At 70.5% G+C, this 17,217-nt stretch carries 14 protein-coding genes; 6 read left to right on the top strand and 8 right to left on the bottom strand.

Translation table 11 applies throughout. The annotated features are described in order from the left end of the window. Positions 1–770 precede the first annotated feature (770 nt). Positions 771–2,069: a glutamate-1-semialdehyde 2,1-aminomutase gene (gene hemL / locus ABT130_RS25320; RefSeq protein WP_350959179.1), complete on the bottom strand. Its 1,299-nt coding sequence runs from the start codon at positions 2,067–2,069 to the stop codon at positions 771–773. 219 nt (positions 2,070–2,288) lie between these two features. Between hemL and ABT130_RS25315 the strand changes: the two genes are divergently transcribed. From ABT130_RS25315 to ABT130_RS25305, 3 genes are all read left to right on the top strand, one after another. Next, the gene (locus tag ABT130_RS25315) at positions 2,289–3,563 is read left to right on the top strand and encodes a sensor histidine kinase (protein WP_350959177.1); all 1,275 of its coding nucleotides are present in this window, start codon (positions 2,289–2,291) and stop codon (positions 3,561–3,563) included. A 215-nt stretch (positions 3,564–3,778) separates the two neighbouring features. Next, a complete protein-coding gene (locus tag ABT130_RS25310) occupies positions 3,779–5,770 on the top strand; it encodes a sensor histidine kinase (protein WP_350959174.1) in 1,992 nt (663 codons plus the stop codon). Continuing rightward, positions 5,767–6,408, top strand: a complete 642-nt coding sequence (locus ABT130_RS25305) for a response regulator transcription factor (RefSeq protein WP_350918540.1) — start codon at positions 5,767–5,769, stop codon at positions 6,406–6,408. The genes ABT130_RS25310 and ABT130_RS25305 overlap by 4 nt, the downstream gene beginning before the upstream one ends. 24 nt (positions 6,409–6,432) lie before the next feature. Here the strand turns inward: ABT130_RS25305 and ABT130_RS25300 are convergent, their stop codons facing one another. The 6 genes from ABT130_RS25300 to ABT130_RS25275 all read right to left on the bottom strand — a co-directional run bounded on the left by ABT130_RS25300 (position 6,433) and on the right by ABT130_RS25275 (position 13,192). After that, positions 6,433–7,074 (bottom strand): bifunctional DNA primase/polymerase, encoded by a 642-nt coding sequence (locus ABT130_RS25300; protein ID WP_350959172.1) that lies wholly within the window; start codon positions 7,072–7,074, stop codon positions 6,433–6,435. 192 nt (positions 7,075–7,266) lie between these two features. Further along, positions 7,267–8,253, bottom strand: a complete 987-nt coding sequence (gene hemB / locus ABT130_RS25295; RefSeq protein ID WP_350959169.1) for a porphobilinogen synthase — start codon at positions 8,251–8,253, stop codon at positions 7,267–7,269. 281 nt (positions 8,254–8,534) lie between these two features. Then, positions 8,535–10,115: a bifunctional uroporphyrinogen-III C-methyltransferase/uroporphyrinogen-III synthase gene (locus ABT130_RS25290; protein WP_350959166.1), complete on the bottom strand. Its 1,581-nt coding sequence runs from the start codon at positions 10,113–10,115 to the stop codon at positions 8,535–8,537. Continuing rightward, the gene (gene hemC, locus ABT130_RS25285) at positions 10,112–11,023 is read right to left on the bottom strand and encodes a hydroxymethylbilane synthase (RefSeq protein ID WP_451934946.1); all 912 of its coding nucleotides are present in this window, start codon (positions 11,021–11,023) and stop codon (positions 10,112–10,114) included. The genes ABT130_RS25290 and hemC overlap by 4 nt, the downstream gene beginning before the upstream one ends. Before the next feature lie 5 nt (positions 11,024–11,028). Beyond that, a complete protein-coding gene (locus ABT130_RS25280) occupies positions 11,029–12,369 on the bottom strand; it encodes a glutamyl-tRNA reductase (RefSeq protein WP_350959165.1) in 1,341 nt (446 codons plus the stop codon). A 115-nt stretch (positions 12,370–12,484) separates the two neighbouring features. After that, on the bottom strand, positions 12,485–13,192 hold the full coding sequence (locus ABT130_RS25275; RefSeq protein WP_350959163.1) for a redox-sensing transcriptional repressor Rex: 708 nt from the start codon (positions 13,190–13,192) through the stop codon (positions 12,485–12,487). Positions 13,193–13,476: 284 nt separating this feature from the next. Between ABT130_RS25275 and ABT130_RS25270 the strand changes: the two genes are divergently transcribed. Beyond that, a complete protein-coding gene (locus ABT130_RS25270) occupies positions 13,477–13,725 on the top strand; it encodes a glutaredoxin family protein (RefSeq protein WP_350918561.1) in 249 nt (82 codons plus the stop codon). A 50-nt stretch (positions 13,726–13,775) separates the two neighbouring features. Here the strand turns inward: ABT130_RS25270 and ABT130_RS25265 are convergent, their stop codons facing one another. Continuing rightward, entirely contained in the window at positions 13,776–15,506 is a 1,731-nt protein-coding gene (locus ABT130_RS25265; RefSeq protein WP_350959160.1) for an antibiotic biosynthesis monooxygenase, read from the bottom strand. Positions 15,507–15,710: 204 nt separating this feature from the next. Between ABT130_RS25265 and ABT130_RS25260 the strand changes: the two genes are divergently transcribed. Beyond that, positions 15,711–16,355, top strand: coding sequence for a sigma-70 family RNA polymerase sigma factor (locus ABT130_RS25260; protein WP_051752836.1), 645 nt, complete (start codon positions 15,711–15,713; stop codon positions 16,353–16,355). 252 nt (positions 16,356–16,607) lie between these two features. Next, positions 16,608–17,216 (top strand): DUF5667 domain-containing protein, encoded by a 609-nt coding sequence (locus ABT130_RS25255; RefSeq protein WP_350959158.1) that lies wholly within the window; start codon positions 16,608–16,610, stop codon positions 17,214–17,216. Position 17,217: the final 1 nt, after the last annotated feature.

Below are 17,217 nucleotides of genomic sequence, written 5' to 3'. Positions count from 1 at the left end.
CACCACGACCCCGAAGCGGGCACCGCCGTCTGGTTCCACCTCCCAACCAACGAAACCAACAAAACCGACCGAGCCAACGAAACCAACAGAACCGACGGAGCCAACAGAACCGACGGGCCTGACGGACCCGGCTCCTTCTCCAGCTGACCCACCTGACCGAAGCCCCTCTCCCGAGGCGTACCCCTCCCTCCGGTCACAGTGGCGGCCCGAGTCGCGGTGTGCCTGTCCGGCTGGACCACGGCAGAGGAGTGGAGTGAGGTTCCCTCCGGTCACAGTGGTGGTCCGAGTCGTGGTGTGTCCCATCAGGCGACCACACTCGCCCCCGAGCCAAGCCGTGACCGACAACGACAAACCGCAACAAGCCGACCAGCGCCAGCGAATCACGACGGGCCCGATGAACTACAGGGAGCCCCCCCTGCGCTCCTTCCCGCACCGCTGCTTCAGCTACGGCGATGGCCCCAGAACGCCCCCCGTACGGATTGCTTCAGCGCCGAAGAGCCCAATGGGCGGCCCGCAAGGAAGCAGCTACGGCCCACAGGGCGTACGGCGAGGCACGGAGTGCGCGGAGGTGGGTGGGTGCTCCGGGCGGCTTATAAGAATCCGCGACCACCGCGCCCGCCAGGCCGAAGGCCTGAACCCACAAGACCGCGACCAACGACGGCCGCCCGGAGCACCCACCCACCGGAGCGCGAACACACACCCGGCAGAGCAGCCGACCGACAAGGGAGCCCTGACCGCCCGGAACACACAGAACCCGAACAGACCGCCTGCTAAACGGAAACGGAAGCCGCTGCCTTGGCCGCGGCGGGAAGGGCGTCCGCGATGCGGGAGAGGGCCTCGTCGTCGTGGGCGGCGGACAGGAACCAGGCCTCGTACGCCGACGGCGGCAGGTAGACGCCCTGATCGAGCATCGAGTGGAAGAACGCCCGATAGGCGGCGGTGTTCTGCCTCTGGGCGGCGTCGAAGTCGACCACCCGCTCGTCCGTGAAGAAGATGGAGAACAGGCTCCCGGCACGCTGCAGGCGGTGCGGCACCCCGGCGGCGGCCAGCGCGTCGGCGGCGGCGCGGCCGATGACCAGGGCGGCGGCGTCCACCCGGTCGTAGACGCCCTCGTCGCAGGCGCGCAGGGTGGCCAGGCCGGCGGCACAGGCCAGCGGGTTTCCGGACAGGGTGCCCGCCTGGTAGACCGGCCCCTCGGGAGCGAGGTGGGCCATCACGTCGGCGCGACCGCCGAACGCGGCGGCGGGCAGGCCACCGCCCATGACCTTTCCGAAGGTCATCAGGTCGGCGTCGACCGGATCGAGCCCGTACCAACCCGCCTCCGAGACCCGGAAGCCGGTGAGCACCTCGTCGATGATCAGCAGGGCGCCGTGCGCGGTGCACAGCTCCCGCAGCCTGGCGTTGAACCCGTCCAGCGGCGGGACGACGCCCATGTTGGCCGGGCACGCCTCGGTGATCACGCACGCGATCTCGGCGCCGAACGCCTGGAACGCCTCGGTGACCGCCTCGATCGAGTTGTACGGCAGCACCACGGTGTCGGCGGCCGAGGCGCCGGTCACGCCGGGGGTGTCGGGCAGGCCGAAGGTCACCAGGCCGGAACCGGCCGAGGCGAGCAGGGCGTCGACATGGCCGTGGTAGCAGCCGGCGAATTTAATGATCTTGGATCGGCCGGTGAAGCCACGTGCCAGCCGCACCGCGGACATGGTGGCCTCGGTGCCGGAGCTGACCAGGCGGATCTTCTCCACCGGGTCGACCCGGGCGACGATCTCCTCGGCGAGCTCGACCTCGCCGGCCGTCGCCGTACCGAACGAGGTGCCGTCGCGCAGCGCCTCCTGAAGGGCCTCGATCACGGCGGGATGCCGGTGGCCGAGGATCATCGGCCCCCACGAGCAGACCAGGTCGACGTAGCGGTTGCCGTCCACGTCGGTGATGTAGGGCCCCTGCCCCGAAGCCATGAAGCGCGGCGTGCCGCCGACGGCTCCGAAGGCGCGGACCGGGGAGTTGACACCTCCCGGGACGATCTCACGTGCGCGGGCGAACAGGTCCTCGGAGTTCTCAGTACGGCTCACGCCCACCAGGGTAGTCACCGCGGGACGAGCCTCCGCCTGCGGCGTTCCCGCCCCGGGTTCCAGGCCTCGCGTTCGCACCCCGGAGGGACAGAGCCGGGAAGCACCGCCCGAGCCTTCCCCACCAGATACACCCGCGAACCAGTGAGACCTAGAAAAATCATTCCAGAACGGGACATCTGCCCCGGGACAGCGGGACATCACCTGGGAGATCCTGCCCTCATGGCAGTCACGACGCCCCCCGCACAGCCCCCCGCTGCCCGGCCATCCGGCGTCCACGCCGTGCTCAACGGCGTCCTGGTCTACGGCACGCTGGCGCTGATCGCCGGGGGGATCTACTCCGGCCTGACCTGGCTGACCGGCACGCTGTCCGGCGACGAGGATCCGGTGGCCGGGCTCGTCGCGGCACTGACCGTGGGCGCGGTCTTCCGCCCGGTACGGCTGCGCCTGCAGCATGCCGTGAACCGGCTGCTCCGCGTCGAGCACGACCCCTACCGGGTGGCCGATCGGCTGAGCCGCACCCTGCAGGAGGCCGTCGACCCCGCCGAGGGGCTGGCCACCGCCGTGGTACTGGTCCGCCAGGCGCTGCGCGCCGACGGCGTGGCCGTCGAGGTCCACGGCGGAACCGTCGCCGACGGCGAGTTGGGGGAACGGCCGGTCGAGACTCCGCTGGTCTGGCACGGGGAACCGGTCGGACGGCTGCTCAGCAGCGGTCCCGCCTCCTCGCCGGACCTGCTGAACGTGCTGGCCCGGCACCTGGCCGAGCTGGCGCACGCCGTACGGCTCACCGCGGACCTCCGGCGGTCCAGGGAGCACATCCTCACCACCCGGGAGGAGGAACGGCGCAGGCTCCGCCGCGACCTGCACGACGGGCTGGGGCCGACGCTGGCCAGCCTGGCGATGACCGTGGACGAGGCCAGGCTCCGGCTGGAGCGGGATCCCGAGGCCGTGGAGGGGCTGCTGATCCGCGTGCGCGACCAGATGGGCGCCGCGATCGCCGACGTCAGGGACCTGGTGTACGGTCTGCGCCCGCCCGCGCTGAAGGACTTCGGCCTGGCCGGCTCGCTGAGCTCGCTGGCCGACGCGCCGGGGCCGCGGGTGGACGTCGCGCTGGCCGGTCGGCTGGAGGACGTACCCCCGGCGGTGGAGGTGGCGGCCTACCGGATCGCCCAGGAGGCGCTCACCAACGTCCGCCGGCATGCCCAGGCCACCACCGCCCTGGTACGGGCCGAGGTGGTACGGGCCAAAGGCGTCGGGCCCACGGTCACCGGAGGCGGATCCGGCGGCATGACAGACGCTGCGACGGCGGGCGGCGAGTTACGGCTCTCGATCGCCGACGACGGGATCGGCCTGCCGGAAAAAGTCCGCGGTGGCGTGGGCCTGCTCTCCATGCGCGAGCGGGCGGCGGAAACGGGCGGCTCGTGCACGATCGGGCCGCGTCCGGGCGGCGGCACCGAGGTCGTCGCCCGGCTACCCCTCGGAACGGAAGCACCGTGATCTCCTTCACCGGCGAAGACCTCACGACCTCATTCACGGACAACGGAGTCGGCATGACCTCCCCCGCGACCGCAGCCACCGTGACCGTCCCCAGGAACGAAGACAGAACGACCTTCCCCGGGAACGGAGGCGGAACGACCTCCTCCACCGACGGAGAGCCCACGGTCTCCCCCACGACCGCAGATGCCGTGACTTTCCCCAGGGACGAGAACTCCATGACCTCACCGACAGACGGAGGCGCCGCGGGGAACCGGCGGCGGACGGCGCTGGCCGTTCTCGTCTGGACCGGTGCGGTGCTGGCGCCGGTCTGCAACCTCCTGGCGATCTGGCTGGTCGAGCTGAGCGCCTCGACCTGGCGCGAGGACTTCATCACCCTGGATCCGACGGTCATCCTGTTCCCGGTCGCCGGCGCGTTCCTCATCACCCGCCGGCCCCGGCTGCTCGTCCCCTGGCTGCTCTGGGCCAGCGGGGTGGCCGGCGGCCTCTACTACCTGGTCTACAGCGCCGCCCACTGGTCCTACCTCACCGACCCCGGAGGGATCACCCCCTACCTCGGGTGGCTGGCGCTGTGGCTGTGGCTGTGGCACGTTCCGGTGTTCATCTCGCTGCTGCCGCTGCTCTTCCCCGACGGCCGGCTGCCCTCCCGGCGCTGGCGGCCGATCCTGTACGCCAACCTGGTCCTCATGGTCGGGCACTCGCTGTTCCTGGGACTGGCCCCGGATCCCGAGTTCGAGCTCCAGCTCCCGATCGCGAACCCCTTCGGCGTCGAGGCGCTGCGTGAGATCTCCCCGATCGTGGAGTCGTACATCGGCGCCCCGATGATGGCGCTCACCGCGCTCGGCGTGCTCTCGCTGGTCTTCCGCTACCGGGCGGGCGACACCGAGCTCCGGCGCCAGATCGCCTGGTACGTCGGCGCGCTGGTGGTGCTCCTGCTCTCCTGGATCCTCCGGGTGGCGACCGAATCCTGGCTGCTGAAGGCCACGGAGACCCTCTTCATGGCCGGGGTGCCCCTGTCGATCATCGCGTCGGTGCTGCGCTACCGCCTCTACGGCATCGACGTCGTGCTCAACCGGGCGCTGGTCTACGGCTCCCTCGTCGCGGTCACCGGAGGCGTCTACTTCGGGCTGATCTGGCTGGCCGGTGCCCTGGCCAGCGACCTGGGCCAAGGCGCCGGGCTGATCTCCGCACTGGCCGTGGGCGGTCTCTTCCACCCGGCACGGCTACGCCTGCAGCGGTTGGTGGACCGGGCCTTCGCCGTCGAGCGCGACCCCTACCGGGTCGTCGGCCTGCTCGGCCGTACCGGGCAGGGGGCGCAGGATCCGGCGGCGGCCCTCGGCGAGGCCGTGGCCCTGATCCGCGGGGCGCTGGGAGCCACCGGGGTCGGTGTCGAGGTCCGCACCGGGCGGGGCGCGACGCGCGTGTTCACCGACGGTGAGCTTCGGCCGGGGGTGGCGGAGACGCCGCTGTTCTGGCACGCGGACTGGGTCGGAACCCTGATGGTGGCGGGGGTCCGGCCGGGCCGCGAGCCGATGGAGGTGCTCGCCAGACACCTCGCCGAGCTGGCGCACGCCGTACGGCTCACCGCCGACCTGCACCGCTCCCGGGAACGCATCCGGTCCACCCGCGACGAGGAGCGCCGCAGGCTGGGCAGGGAGCTGCACGACGGGCTCGGCCCGGCGCTGACCAGCGTCACGTTCGCCCTCGACGAGGCGCGCAGAAGGCTCGACACCGACCCTCGGGCCGTCGAGAAGCTGCTGGTCCAGGTCCGCGAGGAGATGATCGCGACGATCGCGTCGGTCCGCGAGCTGGTGTACGGCCTGCGCCCGCCCGCGCTGGACGACCTGGGTCTGGAGGGCGCGCTGCGGGCAACGGCCGGAGAGACCGCGGTGACCGTGGCCGGTCCGCTGGCCGACCTGCCCGCGGCCGTCGAGGTCGCCGCCTACCGCATCGCCCAGGAGGCACTCACCAACGCCCGCCGCCACGCCGGCGCGACCACCATCCTCATCCGGCTGCGCCGCCTGCCGGGTGAGCTGCGCGTGGAGATCGCCGACGACGGGATCGGCCTGCCCGAGAACCCGGTCGCGGGCGTGGGACTGACCTCGATGCGCGAGCGGGCGGCAGAGGTGGGAGGCTCATGTGTGATCGGCCGCGGGCCGGGCGGCGGCACGGAGGTGATCGCCAGGTTGCCGGTGGAGGAGACCGAGTGATCACGGTACTGATCGTGGACGACCACCCGATCTTCCGGCAGGGTCTCCGCGGCCTGCTCGGAGCCATGGACATCGAGGTCGTCGGGGAGGCCTCCGGCGGCCAGGAGGCCGTGGCGCTGGCCGCCGAGCTCCAGCCCGACGTGGTCGTGATGGACCTGCAGATGCCCGGCGGCAACGGCATCGAGGCGACCAGGACGATCATCAGGACCAGCCCGCGGATCGGGGTGCTGGTGCTGACCATGTTCCGCGACGACGACTCGGTGTTCGCCGCGATGCGCGCCGGGGCGCGCGGTTACCTGCTCAAGGAGGCCGGTGCCGAGGAGATCGCCCGCGCTGTACACGCCGTCGCCGCCGGCGAGGCCATCTACGGGCCCGAGATCGCCCGCCGCGTCCTGACCTACTTCACCGGCATGCCCGATCCGTCACGTACCGCCTTCCCCGAGCTCACCGAGCGGGAGCGGGAGGTGCTCGGGCTGGTCGCCCAGGGCAAGGGCAACAACGAGATCGCCGGGCTCCTCTTCCTGTCCGGCAAGACCGTGCGCAACCACGTCTCCAACATCTTCATGAAGCTCCAGGTGGCCGACCGCGCCCAGGCGATCGTCCGCGCCCGCGAGGCCGGCCTGGGGGGCTCTCCCTGACCGGGCGGCTGCTCCGTACCAGAGTCACTCGCAGACGTCGGCGAGAAACTCCAGGACGCGGAGCGGATCGGGCAGCGGGCGGCCGTCCGGCGGGCGCAGCCACGAGCAGTGCTGGCCACCGGGCAGGAGCGAGGGCGGGGCGAGGACGTAGCTGTCGCGGCAGTGCCAGCGCAGGCCGGGCATCTCGTCGATGGTGGACGGGCCGAAGTCGAGGGCGCAGGACCACCACTCGTCCTCGTCGTCGGAGGCGTTACGGGTGGCCACATAGAACAGGGCCCGGTCGCCGTTGACGGCGACCGGGCCCTGGGCTGCGCTGGCGGAGTCCATGTTCGCGAGGGCGGTGCGCCCCGCGGCGAGCGGTACGTCGAACACGTCGAACACCCGCCCCGTGGGGAGAATCACATTCGCCTCGGGTTCGTACCGCCACCAGTTGGTCAGCAGGGTGGGGTCGGTGGTGGCCTGCATCTGCCAGGCCACCGAGAGGGGGTGGCATCCCGGGTCGGGACAGCCGACGCGGTCGCAGGAGCAGGAGCGCGAACCGCCTCTCAGCGGCCGCGCGCCCAGACAGCTCGCCCAGCCCAGTGCGGCGTACTCCAGCACAGAACTGATCATCTGCTTCGGATGGCCATGTCGTCTGTTTCGACGAACCATCGGTACCCCGACCATTGTGTCCTCCGTCGTCCGCGCATCCCGCGTGCCACCCGGATGCGACGACCTGTCCACACTCTGGTCAGTGGGAACGTCAAACCCCCCAGGGTCTACGCCACCTGGGACACATCCGCACCGGTTATCGCACTCTAACGCACACGTATCTCCAGCAAGCGACGAACCTCCAGTTCTCGGTACGTGCCGCCGATCTCATCTCAGCTTCGCGGCGACCTCGGTCGCCCAGTAGGTGAGGATCATGTCGGCCCCCGCCCTGCGGATCGCGACCAGCGACTCCATGATCACCCGATCCCGGTCGATCCAGCCGTTCGCGGCGGCGGCCTCGACCATGGCGTACTCGCCGCTGACCTGGTACGCCGCCACCGGCACGTGCACGGCGTCGCGCACCTGGCGCAGGATGTCAAGGTAGGCCAGGGCCGGCTTGACCATGACGGCGTCGGCGCCCTCGTCGAGGTCCAGCCGCACCTCGCGCAGCGCCTCCCCGACCGGCCCCGCCGCGTCCTGCTGGTAGGCGTTGCGGTCGCCGAACTGCGGAGCGCACTCGGCCGCCTCGCGGAACGGGCCGTAGAACGCCGAGGCGTACTTGGCCGAGTACGCGAGGATCGGGACCTGCTCGAAGCCGTCGTCGTCCAGGGCCGCCCTGATCGCCGCCACCTGGCCGTCCATCATGCCGCTCGGTGCGATCACCTGCGATCCGGCCCGTGCCTGGGCCACCGCCGCGGCCGCGTAGCGCTCCAGGGTGGCGTCGTTGTCGACCTCCCCCTCAGCGGTCAGGATGCCGCAGTGCCCGTGGTCGGTGAACTCGTCCAGGCAGGTGTCGGTCATCACGACCATCGTGTCACCCACGTCGGAGACCAGATCGGCGACGGCTCGCTGGACGATCCCCTCCGGGTCGTCGGCCGCCGACCCCCTGCCGTCCTTCACCGCGGGGATGCCGAACAGGATCAGCCCGCCCACCCCTGCCTCGGCCGCCTCATGGGCGGCCTTGCGCAGCGAGTCGCGGGTGTGCTGGAACACCCCGGGCATCGAGCCGATCGGGTTCGGCTGGTCGATGTCCTCCTTCACGAACATCGGCAGCACCAGTTCCGCCGAGTGCAGCCGGGTGCCGGCCACCATCCGGCGCATCGGTGCCGTGCGGCGGAGCCTTCGCGGGCGTGCGACAGGGAACTGGGCCGTCATGGTGTCTCCCCCTCCCCCCGGCCGGTAGGGGACTGCGGGCCGGAGAAGCTCGATGTGTGTGCCGGCTCACCGCTCGCCGCGACGCGCCGCTGTCTCATGGCGCGCCGCCCGGCACCGCACATCACGCACCGCGTTCCGCGGCACTCCGGTCGCCACGCCCCACCACCTGTGGCGACGCACCGCCTGCCGGGGCGCCGCCGGTCACGGCCCGGCGCGCTCGCGCGGGACCGTCGAGCACGGCCTGCCCGCCCTTTTCGCGCGGGCAGCCGCCTTGTTCAAGGTTACTTGGCGCGGCGCCGGGCCCCTCTTCGGGTCTGCGAGGGCCTGCGGGGAACGTCCCCCGCCATGACCGCGGCCTGCCGCTGCTTGGCACCGTACTCCGCCAGCGCCGCCGCGAGGGCGGAAGTCGAAGGTTTGTCTGCCATGACGTCGACCCTGAGCCCGAATTCCTCCGCGGTCTTGGCGGTCTGCGGGCCGATCACGGCGATGACCGTGACGTTGTGCGGCTTGCCCGCGATGCCGACCAGGTTGCGGACGGTGCTCGACGAGGTGAACAGCACCGCGTCGAACCCACCGCCCTTGATCGCCTCACGGGTGGGGGCGGGCGGCGGCGCGGCGCGGACGGTCCGGTAGGCCGTCACGTCGTCACATTCCCAGCCGAGCTCGATCAGCCCGGCCACCAGCGTCTCGGTCGCGATGTCGGCACGCGGCAGCAGCACCCGGTTGATCGGGTCGAGCATCGAGTCGTACGGGGGCCACTCGACCAGCAGGCCCTCCGACGACTGCTCGCCGGACGGCATCAGATCGGGCCTGACGCCGAACTCCACCAGGGCCCGCGCGGTGCTCTCGCCCACGGCCGCGACCTTGAGCCCGGCGAACGCGCGGGCGTCCAGGCCGTACTCCTCGAACTTCTCGCGCACCGCCTTGACCGCGTTCGCGCTGGTGAAGGCCACCCACTCGTAGCGTCCGGTGACCAGGCCCTTGATCGCCCGATCCATCTGCTGCGGGGTGCGCGGCGGCTCGACGGAGATCGTGGGGACCTCCTCGGGCACCGCGCCGTACGAACGCAGCTGGTCGACCAGGCCGGCCGACTGCTCCTTGGTCCTGGGCACCAGCACCCGCCAGCCGAACAGCGGTTTGGTCTCGAACCAGGACAGCCGGTCGCGCATGCCGACGGCCTCCCCGACCACGATCAGCGCGGGCTCGACCATCCCGGCGTGCTTGAGATCGGGCCCGATCCGGCCCAGCGTGGTCACCACGGTGTGCTGCTCGGTCGTGGTACCCGCGCTGCTGATCGCCACCGGCGTCGAGTCGGGACGGCCCGCCGCGATCAGCGCCTTGCCGATCGGAACGGCCTCGGCGACGCCGTTGTAGATCACCAGAGTGCCCGCTCCCGCGGCGTAGGCGGACCAGTCCTTGATCTGGGTCGCGTCCACCACCCGGAACTCGGGCACCGACACCGCGGCCGGGATCCCGGCATAGGTGAGCACCGCCGTGGCCGGGGGCACACCGGGCACGATCTCGAAGTCCACCTCCGCCTTGGCGCAGGCCGCGACCTCCTCGGTGATCGAGGAGAAGAACATCGGGTCGCCCGCGCACAGCCGCACGACGCAGCTGCCGCCCTTGGCTGCCTTGACCGCCTTCAGCGAGACGGCGCCCTCCTCTGCCGTGCCGACGATCTCGACGCCCTCGCGGCAGTGACGTAGCAACGAGCCGTACGCCTCCTGGTCGAGGATGACGATGTCCGCTCTGGAGAGCAGATCGGCACCGCGTAGCGTGAGCAACCCCTCATCGCCGGGCCCCGCGCCAACAAAGGCGACGAACCCGGACGGATGCTCGAAGGTGGTACTTCCGGAGCTCAATGTGCTTGCTCCCCTATCAACGTGCCGGCCCCTTCGGCGATCATCTCGGCCGCGAGGTCGCGACCGAGATCCATGGGCGCAGAAGAGCTCCCGGCGGCGGACTTGCGCACCGCCCGCCTGCCGTCGACGGCGACGGCAGCGGCGGTCAAAACCAGATCGTGCCCGCGGGAGGCCGCGTACGTGCCCAGCGGGGCGGCGCACCCCGCCTCCAGGGCGTTGAGCACCGCGCGCTCGGCGGTGACCTCGGCGCGGGTACGCGCGTCGTCGAGCACGCTCAGCAGCTCGATCATGTCGGCTCTGTCGGAGCGGCACTCCACGGCCAGCGCTCCCTGACCGGGGGCGGGGAGTATCTCCTCGACCTCGAAGATCTGGGAGATCTCGGCCTCGCGGCCCAGTCTGCCGAGCCCGGCGGCGGCGAGCACGACCCCCTGCAGCTCACCCGAGGTCACCTTGCCGATCCGGGTGTCGGCGTTGCCCCGGATGGGCACGTAGTCGAGATCAGGACGGATCATCCGAAGCTGGGCGATCCTGCGCGGGGAGCCCGTGCCGATCTTCGCTCCGGGCGGCAGGTCGGCCAGCTTGGCGGCGCTCACCAGGGCGTCCCTGGGGTCGTCGCGCGGCGGGATCGCCGCGATGACCACGCGCGGGTCGGGCGTGGTGGGCAGGTCCTTCAGCGAGTGCACCGCGAAGTCGATCGAGCCCTCGATCAGCTCGTCACGGAGCGCGCTGACGAAGACGCCCGTACCGCCGAGCTGCGTGAGATCGCCCTTGGTCACGTCGCCGAAGGTGACGACACCGACGAGCTCGACGGCCCTTCCGGTCAGCTCGGTGAGGCGGTCGGCGACCAGGCCCGACTGCGTGGTCGCCATGACGCTCCGCCTCGTTCCCAGCCGGAGCGGAGGAGAAATGCTGCTCACAAGCCTGCCTCCTTCTTGCTCGGCTCGGTGTTCCTACCCTGCTCGACGTCGATCGTCTCGATACGCCGCACCGCTTCGGGCACCTTCGGGTCAAGATTGAACAGTTCGCGGAGTGCTTCCGCATAATGATCGCCCGCCGGAGACTCCGCCAGCTGCTTGACACGCACTGTGGGCTCGTGGAGTAGCTTGTCGACCACCCGCCTGACGGTCTGGGTGACCTCGGCCCTGACGCGTCCGTCGAGTTCGGGAAGCCGCGCGGCGAGGCGTTCGAGCTCCGTCTCGACCACCTGCGCCGCCTTGCTCCGCAGCGCCACCACGGTCGGCGTGACGCGCGCGGCGCGCTCGGCCGACAGGTAGGCGGCGACCTCCTCGGCGACGATGCCGCGCACGGAGGCCACGGCCTCGGCCCGGCCACCGTCGTCGGTGCCGGCGTCGGCCCCGCTCTCCTGCATGGACTCCAGGTCGACCAGCGTCACGCCGGGCAACCGCCGTACGGCGAGGTCGACGTCGTGCGGCAGGGCCAGGTCCAGTATGAACATCCGGTGCGGAGTCACCATGTCGGCGGTGACGACCACGTCGGTGGCGCCGGTGCAGGAGATGACCAGGTCGGCCCTGGCCAGTTCCCTCTCCAGGTCGCCGAACTCGGCGGCCCGGCCGCCGACCGTCTGCGCCAGCCGCACCGCGCGCTCGTGGGTCCGGTTGACCACCACGATGTCGGTGAGGCCCGCCCGCTGCAGGGTCGCGGCCGACAGGGCGCTCATCGAGCCCGCACCGACCACCAGGGCCCGCGCCCCCTCAAGGGGACCGAGGGTCCGCTCGGCGAGCGTGAGCCCGACCCCGACGAGGGAGGCGCCGGCCCGGTCGATGCCGGTCTCGGTGTGCGAGCGCTTGCCCACCCGCAGTGCCTGCTGGACGAGCTCGTTGAGCGTCGGGCCGAGCGTGCCCTCCTCCTGGGCCAGCCTGAGCGCCGAACGCACCTGGCCGAGGATCTGCCCCTCGCCCAGGACCATCGAGTCGAGGCCCGAACCGACCGAGAACAGGTGCTCGATCGCGCGATCCTCGTAGTGCACGTAGAGGTGGGCGGCCAGCTCGTCCATGGGGACGCCGGAATGGGTGCTGAGCAGCCAGGAGATCGACGTCACCGCGGCATGGAACCGGTCGGCCTCGACGTAGACCTCGACCCGGTTGCAGGTCGAGACGACCATGGCCTCGACGACGTGGACATCCCGGTGGACTTCCTGGAGCAGCTTCACCAGCGAGTCACCGGAGACGGAGACCCGTTCCAGCAGGGCCACCGGGGCCGTGCGGTGGCTCAGGCCGACGACGAGAACGCTCATCGACCCTCCACCGCCTTCCCCGAGAGGACACGGTCCGCCCTCGTCGTCTCCATGCTCGTGGTCGCCCGGGAAGGCCTGAAGAGTGCGTGCCCGTCAGTTCGTGTGCGGTGCTTCCTCACAAGTCCACCGCCTCGGGCCACTCCTCGGCCATCGCGGGCCCCCCACTCATCCGATCCGTCTTACGTTGCTCGTGGAACGCAAGGATCTGTAGTTCAATCGATAGGTCGACTTTACGGATATCAACGCCTTCTGGAACAGAAAGTACAACGGGGGCAAAGTTCAGGATGCTGGTGACCCCCACGGCAACGACCCGGTCGGCCACCTGCTGGGCCGCCACGGCCGGTGTCGCAAGCACCACGATCGACACTCCCCGCCGTCGTATCACGGCTTCCAGCTCGTCGATGTGCTCCACATTCAATCCCGCGATGTGGTCGCCCACCACTTCGGGGTCCGCGTCGAGCAGCGCCGCGACCCTGAATCCTCGGGAGACGAACCCGCCGTAATTGGCGAGCGCACGACCGAGGTTACCCACTCCGACGATGGCGACGGCCCAGTCCTGGGTGAGGCCCAGCTCGCGGGAGATCTGGTAGATCAGATACTCGACGTCGTAGCCGACCCCTCGGGTGCCGTACGACCCGAGGTGGGAGAGGTCCTTGCGAAGCTTGGCGGAGTTGACGCCGGCCGCGACGGCCAGGTCCTCCGAGCTCACGGTCGCCAGGCCACGCTCGGCCATGCCGTTCAGCGCTCGCAGATAGAGCGGCAGCCGGGCGACGGTCGCCTCGGGTATGCCGCGTTCGCGGGCTTGGGACAGACGGCGGATCACGTGCCGGAGCTCCAGGGGGACAGGCGACCGGCGCGGCCCGGACGCGACGGATGACGAGGTGAGGCCACTGTCATTCAGGTTAGTCCTTTTGTGAACCGGTGCACAAAGTGAGTGTTCACAATCTTGGCCACCCCCTTCGCCGGTTCGCGGTCCGACCCCCTCATCAGGGCCCTGACCTGCGCCTCCGGCAGGTTCCCCGAGGCCGTCACCGGACCGCCCACCGCCCACCGGGCAGGTCGGCGGGCAGTCCGGCGTGGCGCCCTGACTCGGCTACCGTGGCGGTCATGTCACCCCGAGACCATCGCATCACCCTGCTCGGCAAGCCCGGTTGCCACCTGTGCGACGACGCGCGGGCGGTGATCGAACGGGTCGCCGCCGAACTCGGCGTCCCGTGGGAGGAACGCGACATCACGGCCTCAGCGGAGGATCAGGCACGGTACTGGGAGATGATCCCGGTCACCTTCGTCGACGGCGTGCAGCACGACTTCTGGCGCGTCGACGAGAACCGCCTCCGCGCCGCCCTCGGCGCCTGAGACGTCTCACCTGATCCGGCGCGCGGACGACCACCGCCCGCGCGCCGTGGTCACGGCCTGAAGGCCGTCGGGAGCGGCATCACCTTCGCGGCGTTCATGGTGAGCTCGATGACGTTGGTGGCGAGCACCATCGGCTGGCGCTCGGTGACGAAGCGCTCCGTGTGCGGCTGGCGTTGATGGTCGCTGTAGGCGACCTCGTCACGGTAGATCTCGTAGACGATGCGCTGGAGCGGCGCCGACTTCACCGAGTGGCAGGCGTAGATGAGCGTGTCCGGCTCGGATCGGCGTACCGCCTCGACGGTCTCCTCGGCGAGCCGGTCGAACCTCTCGCCGGTGCCGTCGAGGAGGGTGAAGACGGTCAGCATGCCGAAGATGCTCGGTGAGGGACGGCCCGAGCCGCCCGGCAGGTCACCCGCCCCGCCCGGTCCACCCGGGTACCTGGCGCCGCTTGCGGGGGCGGCGCCGAATGCCTGGTCATAGCCGGGAAAACCGCCTCGCCCCTGGTCCATGCCCGGGGAGGGCGCGCCGCCGAACGCCTGGTCGGCGGGCATCGGCTGGAGACTGCCCGGCCTGCCGAACTCACCGGTGGCGGGCCCGGCGGGCCTGCCGAACTCACCGGTGCCCGGGCCGGACTGCCTGCCGGGACCGGGAGCCCCGTGCCTGCCGAACTCGTGGGCCGGAATGTCGTACTCGCCGGTCGCCGGCCCCCCGGACGGCATGCCGAACTGACCGGTGACCGGCGGCTGTCCCCCGGGGGCGCCACCCCGTCTGCCGAGGTCGCCGCCGAACGGCTGGTCGGGGGAGGGCATGCCGTACTCACCCGCCATGAACATCCCGGTGGCGGGTCCGCCGAACCTGTCGTCGCTCGGCGGAGGCTGCTGCCCCATGCGCGCCGCGTAGTCGACCTCCTGGTCGCCCGCACGGTACTCGGCGACGAGGTCGCCGAGCCCGGAGCGGCGGGGAGGCTCCTCGGCCAGGGTCCGGCCGCCGGGGGCCTCCTGGGACATCCTGCGTCCGGCGACCTGCACGTCGCGGGGCTGGTACTCGGGGGGCCGGAGTGTCGGGAGGCGCTTCTCCCAGTCGTCGTCCTCGGCCTCCTCGTCGTCCTCGTAGGGCGCGAGCGGACGGAGCAAGGCGTACCAGACGGCGGCGGCGGTGACGAGGAGCAGCAGCGCGGTGAACATTCCGGGCACCGCGAAGCTGACGGCTCCCACCAGCGCGAGACCGGTGGGGCCGAGCACCAGGAGCGCGTGCATGTTGTCGGCGTCGTAGTCGTCGCCGCCGCGCCAGCGCATGACCGCGAGCAGCAGTCCGGCCAGCAGCACGATCGCGACGATCACGTGGACGACAAGCAGCAGGTATTTCGACGGCAGGTCCCAGTGGTGGCTACCCAGCGGGAGGACCTTGGCGAAGTCCTTGTCCTGCAGGACCGGGTCGACCGCCAGGATCACCGTCGCGATGACGGTGAGTGCGATCCCCAGGAGCCATGAGGCGAACCTGGCCGTGCCCTTACGGGCCAGCAACTGGATGGCTCCGACAGCCAGCCACAGGGGCGCCAGCATGGATCCGGTCAGTTGATAAACACGAAATGTTCCTGCCCCGAACCCGGTTATGTAGCCGATGGCGATTACTCCGAGTGAGACGGAGAGAGACGCCGTCGTGATGCTCCAGGCGATCAGCCAGCCCTTGGGCTCACTGCGAAGACGGCTGATGAGAGCACCGGTGGCGATGACGGCGAGCAATGCACCGGCGAAGGCGATGACAGCGACGAGGACTTCCATGGTGTCTCCAATGCTGCCGGACATTACCCCCTAACCGGTAGCCGAACCCTCGGTCGGCTCCCGGAGTCGGCATGAAACAACCGACCCAACACCGTATCTGGTGATTACCCCCAGTCACGGCGCTTCGAAGTGGATTGTGGAATTACCGCTTGGTTTCCTAGAGTGATCAGGCACGCCGTACCCCCTTCCCCTCAGGGATACCGGATGCCTGAAACGTGGCCGCTCGCCGGGCACCTCCCCACGACCGTCGGGATGGCCCAGCCCGTCCGCAGTAATGACCTCACTCTGCGTGAGGACGCCTCCGAAGAACTCCGGAGGCTCGTTTTGCGTGCCAAAACCGGAGACACGGATGCTTTTGGCACGCTCTATGATCGCTACCTCACCCTGGTCTACCGCTATGTCTATTTCCGGGTCGGCTCACACCCGCTGGCCGAGGATCTCACGAGCGAGACCTTTCTCCGCGCGCTCCGCCGGATCACTGACTTCACGTGGCAAGGGCGTGATTTCGGGGCCTGGCTCGTGACCATCGCGAGGAACCTGATCACCGATCACTTCAAGTCCGGCAGGTACCGTCTTGAGGTCACAACGGCCGAGGTGATCGACACCCCGCTCGACGGCCCGCACATCCCGGAGAACGCCGTCGTCATCTCGATGATCAGCGACCGGGTGCTCAGCGCCGTCCGCGACCTGGGCCCCGAGCAGCAGGAGTGCGTGGTGCTGCGCTTCCTGCACGGCATGTCGCTGGCGGAGACCGCGCTCATCATGGGCAAGAAGAGCGGCGCGATCAAGGCGCTGCAGTTCCGCGCGATCCGCTCCCTGGCCCGCGCGCTCCCCTCGGACCTGGGCTGACGCCGCGCCCGCGCCCCTTACCCCGCCCCAAAGGACCCCGCCCGGGGGAGCCTGCGGGAAGAATCCCGCGTCCGGCCGGGCGCAAGAGGATTGTTCACCATGCCGATGCCGGTGCGGCGCGTAACCTGACGTGCGGAGTCGTCGTTAGGCAAGTGACACCGATGGATCATGAGCTGGGGGCGGCAGGGAGCGTTCATGGGGAAGTGGCTGCCCGGAATCTCACGGAGATCGCAGGCTCACATCCAAAACCGCGTGTCGCGCCTCGGTAACCGCATGGCGGCCACCCCCCGTCCCGAGTTCCACGCCAGGCTCCGCGAGCAGCTCACCCAGCCCCCTCCCGGAGAGGACCTCGCGGAGCGGCCGCCGACCGGCCCGCGCCACTCCCGGCGCAGACCTCGTACGGGGCTGTTCACGCAGCTGCTGAGCGTCGTCCTGGTGGCCGCGATGGTCACCTCCGGTATATGGACCTCCCGGTCGATGCCCGGTGACACCTTCTACCCGCTCAAGCGCGCCGCCGAGAGGACGCTGTTCCACCTGAGCACCGACGAGGCCGAGCGGGCCGACCGCTCCTTCGGCTACGCGGAGACCCGCGCCCGCGAGGTCGAGGAACTCCTGGGCTCCGGCGAGCGCGAGGACATGATCGGGGAGACCCTCCAGGCGATGGAGGACACCACTCGCTCCGCGGTGACCTCCCTCAGACAGGTCCGGCGCCGTGACGCCGCGAACGCCAGGGAGCTCAAGCGCTTCGTCCAGAAACAGCGCACCCAGATCAGTGGGATGATCCCCAAGATGGATGCCGAGGATCAGATCAAGGCCCACGTCTACCTCAACTACATCGACGGTCTGGCCCCACCCGATTAGC

Source organism: Streptosporangium sp. NPDC001681, assembly GCF_040298085.1.
GTDB lineage: Bacteria > Actinomycetota > Actinomycetes > Streptosporangiales > Streptosporangiaceae > Streptosporangium.
Note: the sequence above shows the minus strand (reverse complement) of the source record. Positions and strands in the feature narration are given on the sequence as shown.

What these genes read in the sequence shown, in the direction of transcription:
- ABT130_RS25315 (WP_350959177.1), top strand. Translation starts at nt 2,289, where the DNA reads ATGGCAGTCACGACGCCCCCCGCACAGCCCCCCGCTGCCCGGCCATCC.
- ABT130_RS25310 (WP_350959174.1), top strand. Translation starts at nt 3,779, where the DNA reads ATGACCTCACCGACAGACGGAGGCGCCGCGGGGAACCGGCGGCGGACG.
- ABT130_RS25300 (WP_350959172.1), bottom strand. Translation starts at nt 7,074, where the DNA reads ATGGTCGGGGTACCGATGGTTCGTCGAAACAGACGACATGGCCATCCG.
- hemB (WP_350959169.1), bottom strand. Translation starts at nt 8,253, where the DNA reads ATGACGGCCCAGTTCCCTGTCGCACGCCCGCGAAGGCTCCGCCGCACG.
- ABT130_RS25280 (WP_350959165.1), bottom strand. Translation starts at nt 12,369, where the DNA reads ATGAGCGTTCTCGTCGTCGGCCTGAGCCACCGCACGGCCCCGGTGGCC.
- ABT130_RS25270 (WP_350918561.1), top strand. Translation starts at nt 13,477, where the DNA reads ATGTCACCCCGAGACCATCGCATCACCCTGCTCGGCAAGCCCGGTTGC.
- ABT130_RS25265 (WP_350959160.1), bottom strand. Translation starts at nt 15,506, where the DNA reads ATGGAAGTCCTCGTCGCTGTCATCGCCTTCGCCGGTGCATTGCTCGCC.
- ABT130_RS25260 (WP_051752836.1), top strand. Translation starts at nt 15,711, where the DNA reads ATGCCTGAAACGTGGCCGCTCGCCGGGCACCTCCCCACGACCGTCGGG.